The organism is Actinoplanes sandaracinus, from assembly GCF_030009775.1.
GTDB lineage: Bacteria > Actinomycetota > Actinomycetes > Mycobacteriales > Micromonosporaceae > Actinoplanes > Actinoplanes sandaracinus.
The window spans coordinates 283,556-298,830 of sequence record NZ_JASCTH010000005.1 but is presented as its reverse complement, the minus strand read 5'-3'; the positions used below and the strand labels follow the sequence as shown (position 1 = coordinate 298,830).

The 15,275-nt window shown below is 73.4% G+C and carries 12 protein-coding genes; all 12 read left to right on the top strand.

Annotated elements, in window-relative coordinates; translation table 11 throughout:
- Positions 1 to 2 precede the first annotated feature (2 nt).
- The 12 genes from QLQ12_RS10020 (at position 3) to QLQ12_RS09965 (ending at position 14,905) form a co-directional block, all read left to right on the top strand.
- Positions 3 to 2,132, top strand: a complete 2,130-nt coding sequence (locus tag QLQ12_RS10020) for a glycogen/starch synthase (protein WP_282758853.1) — start codon at positions 3 to 5, stop codon at positions 2,130 to 2,132.
- Positions 2,129 to 3,229 (top strand): sugar phosphate nucleotidyltransferase, encoded by a 1,101-nt coding sequence (locus tag QLQ12_RS10015; protein WP_282758852.1) that lies wholly within the window; start codon positions 2,129 to 2,131, stop codon positions 3,227 to 3,229. The genes QLQ12_RS10020 and QLQ12_RS10015 overlap by 4 nt, the downstream gene beginning before the upstream one ends.
- Complete coding sequence (locus tag QLQ12_RS10010; protein WP_282758850.1) at positions 3,226 to 3,819, top strand: NUDIX hydrolase; 594 nt, start codon at positions 3,226 to 3,228, stop codon at positions 3,817 to 3,819. Before QLQ12_RS10015 ends, QLQ12_RS10010 begins: the two co-directional genes overlap by 4 nt.
- Positions 3,816 to 6,014, top strand: coding sequence for a glycogen/starch synthase (locus QLQ12_RS10005; protein ID WP_282758848.1), 2,199 nt, complete (start codon positions 3,816 to 3,818; stop codon positions 6,012 to 6,014). The genes QLQ12_RS10010 and QLQ12_RS10005 overlap by 4 nt, the downstream gene beginning before the upstream one ends.
- 1 nt (position 6,015) lies before the next feature.
- Positions 6,016 to 6,855 (top strand): Cof-type HAD-IIB family hydrolase, encoded by an 840-nt coding sequence (locus QLQ12_RS10000; protein WP_282758847.1) that lies wholly within the window; start codon positions 6,016 to 6,018, stop codon positions 6,853 to 6,855.
- Positions 6,852 to 8,951 (top strand): 4-alpha-glucanotransferase, encoded by a 2,100-nt coding sequence (gene malQ / locus QLQ12_RS09995; RefSeq protein WP_282758846.1) that lies wholly within the window; start codon positions 6,852 to 6,854, stop codon positions 8,949 to 8,951. Before QLQ12_RS10000 ends, malQ begins: the two co-directional genes overlap by 4 nt.
- Before the next feature lie 67 nt (positions 8,952 to 9,018).
- Entirely contained in the window at positions 9,019 to 9,924 is a 906-nt protein-coding gene (locus QLQ12_RS09990) for a PfkB family carbohydrate kinase (protein WP_282758844.1), read from the top strand.
- The gene (locus QLQ12_RS09985) at positions 9,918 to 11,000 is read left to right on the top strand and encodes an ROK family protein (RefSeq protein WP_282758843.1); all 1,083 of its coding nucleotides are present in this window, start codon (positions 9,918 to 9,920) and stop codon (positions 10,998 to 11,000) included. Before QLQ12_RS09990 ends, QLQ12_RS09985 begins: the two co-directional genes overlap by 7 nt.
- A complete protein-coding gene (locus tag QLQ12_RS09980; RefSeq protein WP_282758841.1) occupies positions 10,997 to 12,094 on the top strand; it encodes an alcohol dehydrogenase catalytic domain-containing protein in 1,098 nt (365 codons plus the stop codon). The genes QLQ12_RS09985 and QLQ12_RS09980 overlap by 4 nt, the downstream gene beginning before the upstream one ends.
- A complete protein-coding gene (locus QLQ12_RS09975) occupies positions 12,091 to 12,849 on the top strand; it encodes an SDR family NAD(P)-dependent oxidoreductase (RefSeq protein ID WP_282758839.1) in 759 nt (252 codons plus the stop codon). Before QLQ12_RS09980 ends, QLQ12_RS09975 begins: the two co-directional genes overlap by 4 nt.
- Complete coding sequence (locus tag QLQ12_RS09970; protein WP_282758837.1) at positions 12,846 to 13,691, top strand: sugar phosphate isomerase/epimerase family protein; 846 nt, start codon at positions 12,846 to 12,848, stop codon at positions 13,689 to 13,691. The genes QLQ12_RS09975 and QLQ12_RS09970 overlap by 4 nt, the downstream gene beginning before the upstream one ends.
- Complete coding sequence (locus QLQ12_RS09965) at positions 13,688 to 14,905, top strand: sedoheptulose 7-phosphate cyclase (RefSeq protein WP_282758835.1); 1,218 nt, start codon at positions 13,688 to 13,690, stop codon at positions 14,903 to 14,905. Before QLQ12_RS09970 ends, QLQ12_RS09965 begins: the two co-directional genes overlap by 4 nt.
- Positions 14,906 to 15,275 lie beyond the last annotated feature (370 nt).

Genomic DNA, 15,275 nt, shown 5'->3' with positions numbered 1-15,275 from the left:
ACATGCACATCATCGAGACGTACTTCGAGTGCGGCGGATTCGACCACCGGTTCATCCAGGGAGGCACCTCGGTCTACCTCTGGCAGCTGTCCCGCGGTCTCGCCGAACTCGGCCACCGGGTCTCCATCGTCACCCCGGCACACGGCCGGCTGGACGATCTGCGCAAGCTGCACGAGGTGGAGGACCTGCCCGGCGCCGACGAGTACGAGCTGCCCCTGGTGCTCGACCCCCGGGTGTGGGGCGAGCGGTTCCCCGCCGAGGTCGGCATCGCCCTGCGCACCACCGCGCACCGGGTGCGGCTGGCCGGCGTCGACCTGTACTTCCTCTCCGACGAGATGCTCGACCGGCTGCCCGACCGGTTCTACCCGCCGTACGAGAGCAAGGGCAACGACCTCGTCTTCTTCAAACCGCTGGCCTACCAGGTGGCCGCCACCCGGTTCATCCGGTCGCGGTTCGGCGACGAGCGCGCGGTCGTGCACGCCCACGAGCCGTTCTACCACTACCTGATGCCGGCCGCCTTCGCCGCCGACCCCGGCAAACACGTGGTCAGCACGGTGCAGAGCAACATGCCGATCAACAAGTCGGTGTACCGCCCCGAGGTGGACCGCCTGCTGGACTTCCTCGGCGCGCCGGGAACCCTGCCGCCGCCGGACCCGGACGCGGCGCGGTCCCCGCACACGGTCGCGATGAGCCAGTACCAGCAGCTCACCCACCTGCACTACGAGTACCCGCGCGACCACGTGCGGGTCTACGACCTGGTCGCCGAGCACGCCGACCTGATCGACTTCCTGTCGCCGGGGCACCGCGACTACTACACCGACTTCGCGGACACGCCGTTCGCGCAGCTCTTCGCCACCCTGCCGGTGGCCGGCACGGTCCGGCGCAACGCGCACAAGAACTTCGTCGGCGGCTGCGCCGTCGGCGACGACTGGGTGACCGGCGACCTGCCCGCCGTCGACCGGGAGAAGGTCCTGACCGGCCTGGGGCTCGACCCCGCCCTGCCCACCTTCTTCCACAACGCCCGGTACGCGGTCAACCACAAGGGCCAGGTCGAGCTGATCCGCGCCGTCGACCGGGCGCTGAGCGGCGGGGTGAAGGCGAACTTCCTCCTGCGCTGCCTCAGCGACGCCGGCATCGCCGACCCGCTCTTCCACGAGGTGGTGGCCCGCCACCCGGACCGGGTGCACCTCCAATGGCATCGCGTGCCGGACCGGCAGCTGCAGGAATACGCCCAGAGCGCCGACTTCTGCCTCTTCCCGTCCAAGTTCGAGATGGACACCTTCCTCATCGCCCAGGGGGAGGCGATGGCCGCCGGAGCCGTGCCCATCGCCACCGCCCAGCTCGGCATGGCGCACTTCGGTCACGTGGCCGACCCGGTGACCGGCCCGGACGCCGAAACGGCCACCGGGTTCGCGGTCAACCGCTGTTTCGCCGAGGACGACCCGCTGCTCGTGCAGGGCCTGACCGAACAGATCGGCCGCGCGGTCGCGCTGTGGCACGACGCCCCGGACGAGTACCGGCGCCTGTCCCGCAACGCTGTCACCCGGGCCCGGCAGTTCACCTGGAAGCGGGCGGCCGAAGCGCATGCCGCCGCGTTCGCCGGGATCTGGCGGGGCGAGACCCCCCAGCTGCCGGTACGCGACCTGGTGCGCTACGGCTGGTTCGAGGCGCTGCCCGAGCCGGCGTGGACCGCGCACCGCGACGAGATCGCCGACGCGGCCCGCCTGCGGGGCGACGCCGACGCGTTCCTGCGCTGCCGCCCGGACGGCGCCGACGAACTGCCCGACCTGTTCGAGCGCGCCTGGGCCCGGGCCGACTTCGCGGCCTGCGACCGGATCGCGCAGATCGCCACGGACAAGCGCCCGGAGTGGGCCGGCGCCTGGCGCGAGCGGCTCGCCGGCCGGGGAACCGTCGATCCGGGCGGCCGGATCACCTACCGGCCGCCGCACGCCGAACGCGTCGAACTGGTCGTGCCCGACCTGACCGCGCCGGCCCGGGGAAAGGTCACCGTGACCGCCCTGACGGCCACCGGCGGCGTCTTCACCGGACGGCTGCCGGACGGCGGCCACCGCGCGGATCTGCTGCTGACCCTCGGCGACGGCCGGACCGTCTGGGACGAGGTGGGCGCGTGACCACGGGTGTACGGGCGGTGCTGCTCGCCGGTGGCGAAGGACGGCGGATGGGCCCGCTCGGCACCGGCCGGCTGAAACCGCTGGTGCCGTTCGGCGGAACCTGCCGGCTGATCGACTTCAGCCTGGCGAACGCCCGCGACTCCGGACTGGGCCAGGTTCTGCTGCTGTCCCAGCACCAGGAACGACAGCTGATGGACGACCTGCGGCGCACCTGGTGGCAGCCGGGCTTCCGGGTGCACTTCGGCCCGTACGACCGCTCCTACGCCGACGGCGTGCCGGAGGGGTACGAGCCGCCGTCCGGCCCACCGGAGCGGGGCACCGCGGACGCGCTGATCCGCAAGGCCCGGTACCTCTTCGAGCCCGGCGTCACCGAGGTCCTCGTGCAGCACGCGGACCACGTCTACCGCTTCGACTACGGCCCGATGATCGCCGAACACCGGGCCACCGGCGCCGCGCTGACCGTGTCCTACCAGCGGATCGACCGCCGCTACGTGCACCTGTTCGGCATGGTCGAGTTCGACGGCCGGGACCGGCTCACGTCGTTCGTGGAGAAGCCCGCCGACCCGAGCAGCGATCTGGTGTTCGCCGCCTTCTGCGTGTTCGACGCCGCGGTGCTCCACCGGTACCTGGAACTGCTCGACGGCACGGCCTGGCAACACGACATCAGCCGCGACGTCATCCCGGCCATGCTCGCCGCCGGCGAACACATCCGCGGGTACGAGGTGCCCGGCTACTGGGCGGACATCGGCACCGTGGACCGCTATCACGAGGCGCACCTGGCCCTGGTGGGCACGCCGCCGTCGCTCACCGTCGCGGCCATGCCGTGGACCGTGGCGCCCCGGACGCCGCGCGCGTTCGTCGCCGCGGCGCACGGGATCCGCCGCAGCGTGGTGCCCGCCGGCCTGGTCAACGAGGGCGAGATCGTACGCAGCGTCGTCTTCCCCGCGGCGCGGGTCGGCCCGGGAGCGACGGTGACCGACAGCGTCGTGCTGCCCGGCGCCGTGGTGCCGGCCGGCGCGCGGATCGACGGGGCCGTCGTGCTGGAGGACGGAACCGTCCAGCAGATCACCGAGACGTGCGCCGGAGGCCGGGCATGACCGACCCGATCCGCACCCTGCGATCGCGCGAGGTGTACCGCAACGCCTGGATGAGCGTGCGGGAGGACGACATCCTGCACGCCGACGGCTCACCCGGAAGCTACGGGGTCGTGTCGAAGCCCGACTACGCGCTGATCATCCCGCGTGATGGTGGCCTCCTGCACCTGGTCGAGCAGTACCGCTATCCGGTGAGCGAACGCTTCTGGGAGTTCCCGCAGGGCTCGTGGCCCGGTGACGCCGGCCCGGCCGACGGCACCGCCGAGCAGCTCGCGGTCGCGGAGCTCGCCGAGGAGACCGGTCTGCGGGCCGGTCGCATGGTCGCGCTGGGCCGCATCCACGTCGCGTACGGGTACGCCAGCCAGGGCTGCCACGTCTTCCTGGCCGAGGACCTCACCGCGGGCCGGCCCCGGCGCGAGCGCTCCGAGTCCGACATGCGCCAGCGCGCCGTGGACGCCGCCGGCTGGGCCGCTCTGGTGTGCTCCGGCGCGATCACCGACGCCGCGACCCTGGCGGCGTTCGCCCTGCTCCAGATGTACGACAGCGGCGTGCGGCAGACCGCGCCGGAAGGGACTGTGCCGTGCACGTCGTGAGTCTCGCGTTCGAGGCGCTCGCCTTCGATGTCCGGATGATGCGCGGCGGCCTGGCGCCGCTGGTGTGGGAGCTGGCGCGCCACTACGCCGCCCAGGGACACCGCTCGTCGATCATCACGCCCGCCCACGGCCGGCTGCCGTACCTCGCGAGCCGGTACGACCTCGTCGAACTCGACCATCACGATGAGCACGTCGTCCCGCTCGTCCCGGACCCGGACGTCTGGACCGGGCAGCCAACCGAACTCGGCATCCCCCTGACCACCCGGGCCCACCTGCTCCGGCACGAGGGCGTCGACATCTACCTGCTCAGCGATGAGTACCTCGACCTGCTGCCGGAGCGGATCTACCCGGCCGGGGCCAGCGAGGGCGAGGACCTGGCCCATTTCAAGCCACTCGTCTTCCAGGTCGACGCGCTGCGCTTCCTGCGGTCCTGGCCGGCCGGCGACGAACCGGCCGTGGTGCAGGCCTACGAGCCCTACTACCACTATCTGGTGCCTCCGGTGCTGGCCGGCGACCCCCGTTTCCGGGTCGTCTCCACGGTGGCCAGCAACATGCCCGTCGACCTGGGGGTGTACCGCCCACAGGTGGCACGGCTGCTCGAACTCTTCGACACCGACGTGGACCTGAGCCGGTACGTCGAGGAACCGGCCGCCGCCGGGCCGGCACACCCCGTCGTCACCAGGGAGGTGGCCCTCGACACGGCGATGGCCGGATATCTGCCCACGGCCCGCCTCTCCGCCGGCCGGAAGTCCTCGGACCACGTCGGCCTGTTCGCACTGATCACCGACCACTGCGACACGGTGGACTTCCTGACCCGGGGACAGCGCGAGTTCTACTCGACCTTCCGCGACACCCCCTACGAGGCGGCCTTCCGGCGTACGGCGGTGGCGCGTGTCGTGCGGGAGAACGCGGCGAAGCAGTTCGTCGGCGGCTGCGCGCTGCCCGAGAGCTGGCTGCGGCGCGACCCCGCCACCGTGGACCGGACGGCGTTCCTCTCCGGACTGGGGCTCGACCCGGCCCTTCCCACCTTCTACCACGCGGCCCGCTACTCGCCGCACCACAAGGGACAGGTGGAGCTGTTCCGGGCGGTGGACCGGATCCTCGCCACCGACCCGCGGGTCAACTTCGTGCTCCGGTGCGCCACCGCGGCCGGCGGCGCGGCCGGCAGCCCGGTCGGGGACCCCGCCTTCCAGGAGGTGGCCGACCGCTATCCCGGACAGGTCCGGCTGTTCTGGAGCATGGCCGACGAGGACGAGTTCTTCACCGAGGCGGTGGCCGCGGACTTCGGGCTGTTCCCGTCCAAGTACGAGCTCGACACGTTCCTGATCGCCCAGGGACAGCTCTGCTCCTGTGGCGCGGTGCCGATCGGCACCGCACAGGAGTCGACCCGGCACTACCGGCACCAGCTCGCCGTCGACCATCCGCTGGCGACCGGTTACGGTCTCCCACGGTCGTTCGCCCCGGACGACCAGCGCCTGACGGACGCGCTGGTGCGGACCATCCGGGAGGCGCTGTGCCTGTACCGGGAGGACCCGGACGGATACCGCCGGCTGGCGGGCAACGCGACCCGCCTCGGTCACAGCTTCCGCTACGCCGAGGTGTCCCAGCGGCGGCTCGACCGCTTCGCCGGCCTGCTGGCCGGCGACCCGCTCACCCTCGATCTGGAACACGTCGTCGGATGCGGCTGGTTCGACCGTCTCGACGCCGAACAGTGGCGCTCCCACCTGCCGCAGATCCGCCGGGCCGCGATACGCCTCGCCGACCTCGACACCCTGCGCCGCTGCGGGCCGGTCGACGCCGACGCGCTGCGCGCCCTCTACGAGGCGGCGTACCGCAGGGCCGACTTCGACCGCTGCGTGGAGACGGCCGAGCTGCTGGGCGACCAGGAGCTGGAAGCGGCGCTGCTGCGCGGCCGATGCCGGGTCAGGCCGCATCGCGAGGGCTGGGAGATCCAGTACCGGGCTCCCGGCGCCGAGGAGGTGGCGCTCGTCGTGGACGGGACGGCCCGTCGCATGAACGACGACGCCGGCTTCTTCTCCACGGTGGTGCCCGCCCTCCCCGGACTCTCGCCGGTCTTCCTGCTGACGCTCGCCTCGGGGCGGTTCGCCTGGGACGCCCCGCCGGCCACGGCACACCCCGCCGACCTCGTCGGGCACGCCGCCCCGGCGACGCCGGTGGCCACCGGGAGCCGGTGAGATGAGCGCCATCCCCAGTGAACACCGGGTCGTCGCCACCGATCTCGACGGCACCCTGCTGCGATCCGACCTGTCGGTGTCACCCCGCACCCGGGAGGCGCTCCGGGCGGTGCGCGCCGCCGGGATGCGCCACCTCGCGGTGACCGGCCGTCCGGTGGCCGACACCCGCAGACTCCTCGCCGGCCTCGGCTACGCCGGCCCGGCGGTGTGCGCCCAGGGCGCCCAGGTGTACGACTTCGCCACCGAACGCCTGCTCTTCTCCCGTTCTCTGGACCAGGATCTGGCACGCGACCTGGTGCGGCGGATCGCCGAGCGGACCGGCCCGCTCGCCCTGGCGGCGGTCGGCGCCGGCCCGGACAGCGACTTCCTCGTCACCGCGGGGTTCGGCTCCCCGCACCAGCAGCGCCAGTGGCGGGTCGTCGACGAGCCGGGCCTGTGGCGCGAGCCGGTCCTCAAGGTGATGATCCGGCACCCCGACTACGACGACGACGCCCTGGCGGCCCTCGCCGAGAAGGTGTGCGGGGACGCGCTCGCGGTGATGCACGCCGGGCCGCGGCTCGTCGAACTGCTGCCCGGCGGGACCAGCAAACAGACCGGCCTGACCTTCCTGGCCGCCGAACTCGGCTTCACCGGCGCGGAGACCATCGCGTTCGGCGACATGCCCAACGACCTGCCGATGTTCGACTGGGCGGGCCACGGCGTCGCGATGGCCAACGGCCATCCCCGGCTGCGGGCCCGCGCCGACGAGATCACGTCCAGCAACGACGCCGACGGCGTGGCCGCGGTGCTCGAACGCCTGCCCGCCGTCCGGGCCGCCATCGGAGAGGTACCCGTGCGATGACCACCACCACTGTCGACCCCGCGCTGGCCGCACTGGCCGAACACCACGGCGTGCAGCCGGGCTATGCCACCGACCGCGGCGAACCCCGCACCGTCTCCGCCGCCACCCTCCGGCGGATCCTCGCCGTCCTGGGCGTCGACGCGAGCACCCCGGCCGCGGTCGCCGCCGCGCTGGAGGCCGCGCGCCACGACGCCCGGGACCGGCTGCTGCCGCCCTGCGTGGTGGTGCGCCAGGGACAGGCGCCCTCCCACGCCGGATGGGCGGCCGGCGTGACGTGCCGGGTGCGGACCGAGGACGGCGAGTGGCGTGACCTGGCGGACCCGGGCCACGACCTGGGCCGTCTTCCGGTCGGCTACCACACGCTGCACGCCCGGGCCGGCGGCCGGCACGGCAGCGCGCCTCTCATCGTGGCCCCCGCCCGGCTGCGTACCCCCGGCCACCGCCACTGGGGACTGCTCGCGCAGATCTATTCGGTGCTCTCCGAACGGTCCTGGGGGATGGGCGACCTCGGCGACCTGGGTGGGCTCACCGCCTGGTCGGCGCGGCTCGGAGCGTCGTTCGTCCTGGTCAACCCGATGCACGCCTACGTGCCGGACGCCCTGGCGGATCCGACGCCCTACCGGCCCGGCAGCCGCCGGTTCGCCGACCCGATGCACCTGTGCCTGCCGGACATCCCGGAATACCACACCACGGACCCGGCGGTACGCGCGGCGATGGACCAGGCCGTACGCCAGGGACACGAGCTGACCGCCGGGGTCCTGCACCGGGACGCGCTGATCGACCGGGCGGCGGTGTGGTCGGTGAAGCGGCCCGCGCTCGAAGCCCTCCACCGGGCACCGCGCACCCCGGCGGCGGCCGAAGCTCTCGCCGCCTTCACCGCCCGCGAGGGTCGCGGCCTCGAGGACTACGCGACCTGGTGCGCGCTGGCCGAGGTGCACGGGACCCGCTGGCGCTCGTGGCCGGCCGGCTTGCGGACCCCGCACGGTCCGGCGGTCGCCGCCGCCCGGCGGGAGCTCGCCGCACGGGTCGACTTCCATCGCTGGCTCGCCTGGCTGGTCGACTCCCAGATGGCGTCGGCCCAGGCGACCGCGCTCGACGCCGGCATGGGAATCGGCGTCATCCACGATCTGGCCGTCGGGGTCGACCCGGAGGGCGCGGACGCCTGGGCGCTGCAGGAGCATCTGGCCGGCGGCGTCACGGTAGGGTGCCCGGCCGACGACTTCAATCCGCACGGGCAGGACTGGGGACTGCCGCCGTGGCGGCCGGACACCCTGGCGGAGGCGGGCTACCAGCCCTTCGCCGAGGTGGTGCGGGGAACCCTGCGGCACTGTGGAGCGCTGCGTCTGGACCACATCCTCGGCCTGTTCCGGCTCTGGTGGGTGCCCGCCGGGGCGGGTGCCCGGGACGGCGCCTACGTGCGGTACGACCACGAGGCCATGCTCGGTGTGCTCGCCGTCGAGGCCCACCGCGCCGGCGCCATGGTCATCGGGGAGGACCTCGGCACCGTGCCCCCGCACGTGCGTGCCGAACTCGCCGGCCGGGGCATCCTCGGCACCTCCGTGCTGCGCTTCGAATACCAGGGCGGTGCGGAGAACCGCAGCGGCCCGCTGCCCGCGGCGCAGTGGCGGGCCGACTGCCTCGCCACCCTCACCACCCACGACCTGCCCAGCACCGCCGCGTGGCTCAGCGGCGAGCACGTCGACCTGCACGACCGGCTGGGCCTGCTGAACCGGCCTCGGGCGGAGGCCGCCGCCGAAGCGGCGGCGGAGCGCGCGGGCTGGCTCGCCGAACTGCGCCGCAGCGCCCTGCCGGAGGCGGAACAGGAGCAACCGGTGGAGGGGATGAGTGTGGAGTCGCTGGCGCTGCACCGGTTCCTCGCGGCGACACCGGCCCGCCTGATCGGGGTGTGGCTGCCGGACCTGGTCGGCGACCGGCGCCCGCAGAACCTGCCCGGCACCAGCAGCGAGTTCCCGAACTGGCGGCTGCCGGTCGCGGACGGCGACGGGCGGCCCCTGGCGATGCCCGAGGTGGCGGCCTCGGCCGGGGCGAGGGCGGTCGCGGACCTCTACCGGGGCCTGGCCGAACCCGCGCCCTGAGCTCGGCTCTCACCGCCGGATTCGGCTACCACCCCGGAATCCGGCTATCGCTCACTGAAGGAGAACCATGTCCGACAACACCGACGTCCTCGTCCTCGGCGGAGCCGGCGTCGACACGATCGCCTACGTGCCCGAACTGCCCCTGCCGTTCCGGGACAGCTATGTGGTGCCGCCGATCGAGGCACGAGCCGGGCAGACCGGGGACAACGTCGCCCTGGGCCTGCATGCGCTGGGCCTGCGCACGATGCACATCGACGTGCTCGGCGACGACCCCGAGGGCGCCTTGGTCCGCGCCTTCCACCAGGCCCACCAACTGCCGTTCGCCGGGCTGCCCACGGCGGCGGGCACCAAGCGGGCGGTGAACATGGTGGGCCCGGACGGCCGCCGCCTGTCGCTGTGGGACGGCAGCCGTGAGGCCGAGGAGGACCGCTTCCCCGCCGATCTCATCGCCGAGCACACCGCCCACGCCCGGCACGTCCACGTCTGCATCACCCCGCCCGGCCAGCACGTCGTCGGCCGGCTGGCCGGTGGGTCCGCGACGGTCTCCACCGACCTGCACAACTGGGACGGGCGGTACGAGCCTTTCGAGGTCTACGCCTACGCCTCCGATCTGGTGTTCCTGTCGGCCACCGCGCTGGCCGACGTGCCGGCGACGCTCCAGCAGATCATCGACAAGGGCCGGGCCCAGGTCGTGGTGGCGACCGCCGGCGCCGAGGGCGGTCACGTCCTGGTCCGCGGCGAGACCGAGCTCCGGCGCTTCGAAGCCGCCGTGCCGCACGCCCCGGTGGTGGACTCCAACGGGGCCGGCGACGCGTTCGTGTCCGGCTTCCTCTTCGGCCACCTGGCCGGTGAGCCGCTGGAGACCTGCCTGCGCTACGGGGCGATCGCGGGCGCGTACGCCTGCACCATCCCCAGCAACCGGGTCAGCGCGATCGACCGGGCCACGCTGTTGCGGCAGGCCGACCGATGCTGACCCCACCCGCACCGGCCCCTGATCCGGGCGGCGCGTTCACCGTCATCGACGTGGGCGGCACCTGGCTGCGCTGGGCGCGGTGGGCGCCGCACGGCGGGCTGGGCGAGGTGCGGCGGGCGCCGTCACCCGGTCACACCCGGCTGCCGGAGGCCGGCGTCGGCGAGCTGCAGGCCGGCCTGATCCGCGAGCTCGCGCTCCGGGTCCCCCCGCACGGCCGGGCGGGCGTGTCGCTGGGCGCGGCCATGGACCACCGGAACTCGACGGCGTACGCCTCGGCGCCGCTGTGGGGCCCGGACATCCGCCCGTTCAACGTGGCGGCGGCACTGCGCGCGGCCCGGCCCGACGTGCGCTGGTCGGTCGTCAACGACGTCACGGCCGGACTGTGGCACGTCGCCGAGTCCGTCCGCGGCCGGCACCTGCGCAAGGTCTCGCTGGCGACGATCAGCACCGGCATCGCCTGCCGCACGATGGACCTGCGTACCGGGCACGTTCCGGTCGACGGTGCCGGTCTGCAGGGCGAGATCGGTCACCTGCCGGCCACCGTCCTGATCGACGGCGTGCCGGTGGAGTCCCGGTGCGACTGCGGTGAGCCCGGCCATGTGGCGGCGTTCTCCTCCGGTCCGGGCATCCAGCGTGTCGCCGCCGAGATGGCCCGGCGGCACCCGGCGGCCTGGGCGGCGTCGGCGCTGGCCGCCCGGCCGGCCGGGGGCGACGGTTTCGAGCCGGTGTTCCGGGCGGCCCTGGACGGTGGCGACGCGATGGCGGCCCGGCTGCTGGACGCGGTGACCGGCCCGGTCGCCGACGTGCTGCGGACCGCGCTCTGCCTGGATCCGGAGATCGACATGATGGCCCTGACCGGCGGCGTGGTCCAGGGCCTCGGGCCGCACTACGAGGCGGCGCTCTACGGCCACCTCGGCCGGCAGGGGCTGTACCTCACCGGCGAGCAGGACCCCGGCTGGCTGCTCGGGCGGATCGAGGTGATCGGGCCGGACACCGCGGACCCGCTGGTCGGAGCGGGCCTGGCGGCACTGGCCGCCGAGCGGGGCACGGCGTGCGCGGGACAGGTGCGGCCGTGAGCACACATCGCGCCATCGTCCGCACCGGCGACACCGTGACGGTCGCCACCGTGCCGACACCGGTCCCCGGGCCGGGGGAGATGGTGATCGCCCCGCGGTACGCCGGGCTGTGCGGCACCGACATCCAGATGCTGCGCGGCCTGCGCGACGACCCGGCGCCGATCATCGGGCACGAGGGGATCGCCCGCGTGGTGGCGACCGGCGACGGCGTCCCGGCGAGCCTGAGGCCCGGCACGCTCGTGGCGGTCAACCCCACCCATCCCGGGGACCCGGGTTTCCTGCTCGGCCACAATGTGGCCGGCCTGCTGCAGGAACGGACGCTGCTGCCGGCCACGGCGGTGGCCGGTGGCATGGTGGTCGTCCTGCCGGAGAGCACCGACGTCACCCTGGGCCCGTTGCTGGAGCCGCTCGCCGTGGTGCGGTACGCCCTGAGCCAGCTACGGGCCGCACACCCGGAGACCCTGCTGATCATCGGTGACGGCACGGTGGGCCATCTCGCGGCCCGGGCGGCCGCCCGGTGGCTGGGGGAGCGGACCCGGGTGGTCCTGGTGCACCACACCGAGGCCGGACGGCGGTTCAGCGTCGGCGGCCCGTACCCCCCGGGATCGTCGCTCGTCGCCGGTGAACTGGCCGCCGCCCTGCCCGGACCGGTGGCCGTGCTGCTGGCGACGCCCCGCGACGCCACCGTGGCGGCGCTGGAGGCGGCGCTCGCCGTCACCGGGCCCGGCACTCTGATCGATGTGGTCGGCGGCCTGCCGCCGGGCGCGCGGACCGCGTTGCTTCCCGGCGTCGACCTGACCGCGGTGCGGGCGGCCAACTGCGGGGGCCGGCCCGACCCGGCGCTGGTCACCACGACATCCGGTGGCGTCCGGCTGCTGGGCCATCGCGGGGTGAGCAACGAGCACCTGCGCGCGGCCGCCGGGGAACTGGCCCGGGACCCGGAGCGCTACCGCGACCTCATCACGCACCGCACCGATCTGGACGGAGCGGCCCGGATCATGACCGCGCTGCGGACCGGCCGCAACCGGATCATCGACGGCCACCGGCTCGTCAAACTCTCGATCGAGATCGACATCAGGAAGGACCTCCGTTGACGACCAGGACCCTCGCAGGCCGCCGCGCTCTGGTGGTGGGCGGCACCACCGGTATCGGCCGGGGCATCGCGGACGCCTGGGCCGCCGCCGGCGCCGACGTGGTGGTCTGCGGCCGCAGCCGGCCGACCGGGCCCGGCGCCTCCGCCCTGCGGTGGGAGCGGCTCGACCTCACCGACACCGACGGCGCGGGCGCGATGCTGGGCCGGATCGCCGGCGCCCGTCTCGACCTCGCGTGCTTCTCGGCGGTCTCCTACGGGGACCGGCGCGCCGGCTTCGACGACGTGGCCGTCGGCGAATGGCGTACCCAGCTCGACATCAACGTGCACGGGCTGTGGCTGACCCTGAAGGCGGCACTGCCCCGGCTGCGTGCCGCCGGGCCCGGGCTGTTCCTGGGCGTCTCCTCCGAGGTCGTCTACAACGCCGGCCCGGGACGGTCCGGGTACACCGCCTCCAAGGCCGCCGCCAAGGCGCTGCTCGACTCGGTGGCGCAGGAGGAGGACGAGAACCGGGTCCGGATCGTGCAGGTGCTGCCCGCCGGCATGGTGGACTCGCCCGGCATCCGCCGGCGTCGCCCGCTCGACTTCGACTACAGCTCCTACATGGTGCCGGCCGATTTCGCCCGGGTCGCCGTCGACCTCGCCGTCACCGCCGGGTCCGGTCACCACGGCGACAGCCTGGTCGTCGACTCCGGCGGCGACTGGTGGTCGGTGACCGAGCGCCTGCCGGTCTCGCAGAGCCGGCCGGTACGCACATGAGATGCCAGGTCGGGCTGGCCGAGTGGCGCCTCGCGCCGTCGGGCGTGGCGGCGTTCCGCCTGGCGGCCGAGGTGGGCGCCGACGGGCTGCAACTGGACTTCGGCGGGCCGGGCCGCGGCGTCCTGGTGGACGGGCCCGGCCGCGTCGAACAACTGCGGGCGGCGTCGGCGGCGACCGGTGTCGGCGTGCTCGCGCTGGCCGGCAACCTGCTCAACGACATCGGCCTCACCGCCGAGCCGGCCGTCGTGCGCCCGGTGCTGACCCGGTTGGTGGACGCCGCCGGGGCTCTCGGGGCGCCGCTGCTCATCGTGCCCAGCTTCCGGCGCAGCGCCATCACCGACCAGGCCGGCTTCGAGCGCACGGTGGCCGCCCTGCGCTGGACCGCGGCCCGGGCGCAGGACCGGGGCATCCTGCTGGCCAGTGAGAACGTCCTGCCGGCGGACCGGGCCCGGCGACTGGTGGACCAGGTGGGTTCGCCGGCCTTCCGGCTGCTGCTGGACACGTTCAACCCGGTGGCGCACGGGTTGTCGCCCGCCGTGCTGGCCGCGGAGCTCGGGCCGTGTCTCGCCGACCAGGTCCATCTCAAGGACGGCCCGCCGGACGTGGGGCCCTCGCCGCTGCTCGGCGCTGGTCAGGGCGGTCTGCGGGACACCCTCGCCGCGCTCGGGGACGGCCCGGCGCGGGTACGCGCACTGGTGCTGGAGAACGACTACCGCGACAACGACGGCGTACGGCTGCGTGCCGATCTGGCATGGGCGCGGCAGGCGGCGCTGCGGTGGAGCCGGGTACCGGCCGGCAGTCGCCGGCCTCATGCAGACACAAGAACGGGGAGACAGGCGTGAGCGGTGTCGACACGGTCGGCGGCGTGCCGGGGGTACGTGCGGGCGACCACCACGATTCGTGGCGGGTCCAGGCGCTGAAGCAGGTTTCGTACGAGGTGCGCCTGCGCGACGACGTGTTCGGTCTGGACCGGACCGACCTGCTCGAGGCCGGGGAGAGCGGCTTCGGTTCGCGGCGCCGGTTCGTGGTCGTGGACAGCGCCGTCAACGCCCTGTACGGCGCTCGCATCCGGGAGTACTTCACCCATCACGGCATCGATCACGCGATGCTGGTGATGCAGGTCGCCGAGACGGTCAAGGACTTCGACTCGGTGGCTCGCATCGTGGCGGAGATGGACGCGTTCGGCCTGGCCCGCCGCCGGGAACCGATGATCGTCATCGGCGGCGGCGTGCTGATGGACGTCGCCGGGCTGGTCGCCAGCCTCTATCGGCGCGGCACGCCGTTCCTCCGGGTGCCGACCACCCTGGTCGGGCTGATCGACGCCGGGGTGGGCGCCAAGACCGGCGTCAACTTCAACGGTCACAAGAACCGGCTGGGCACCTACGCCCCGGCCGACCTGACCCTGCTGGACCGCCGGTTCCTGGCGACGCTGGACCGCCGGCACGTCAGCAACGGCATGGCCGAGATGCTGAAGATCGCCCTGATCAAGGACGCCGCCCTCTTCGATCTGCTCGAACGGTCCGGCCGGCTGCTCCTGGACGAACGGTTCCAGGGTCACACCCCGGCCGGTGACCAGGCCGCCACGCTCGCGTTGCGGGCAGCGACCCAGGGCATGCTGGAGGAACTCGGGCCCAACCTGTGGGAGGGCCGGCTGGAACGCTGTGTCGACTACGGGCACACGTTCAGCCCGACCGTCGAGATGCGGGCGCTGCCGTCGCTGTTGCACGGTGAGGCCGTCTGCGTCGACATGGCGCTGACCACGGTGATGGCCTACCGGCGTGGCCTGCTCGACGAGACGCAGCGGGACCGGATCCTGCGGCTGATGGCGGAACTCGAACTGCCGACCTGGCATCCGCTGCTCAATCCCGCGGTGCTGGAGTGCGCGCTGCGGGACACCGTGCGGCACCGTGACGACCAGCAGCGACTGCCGTTGCCGGTCGGGATCGGTGGGGTCACGTTCGTCAACGACGTGACGGTCGACGAGCTGGCCGCGGCCGCGGCGATGCAACGCCGCCTCTGCGAGGACCTCGCCTACGCCCAGCCGCTGCGGGCCTGACCGACAGGTTTGCCGATCACCGGCTCTCCCGGTGATCGGCATTCCTTCTCATTCACCGCTCACTGCGGCGATGACCACCAGGAAGTGTTCTCGCGATACCTTTTTAGGTATTCGACCCGAGGTCGGTGACCAAGCTCGCCGGCCATCTTCGAATAACTAAGCGAGTAACGGCGGTCGTGGCCTTTCGGCCGGTCATGAACGACACCTTTCCGGGCGATGCGCCGCATTCCTCGACGAGGATTTCGATCAATTCCAGATTCGTCGCCTCGCGGCCGCCGCCGGGTGACGAACAGCGAAGTCATGGTCTCGGGAATCGCCGGGTTCCGTAATTGTGGAGCAGCGGCTCACGACGACGTCCCTGCCGTGCGTC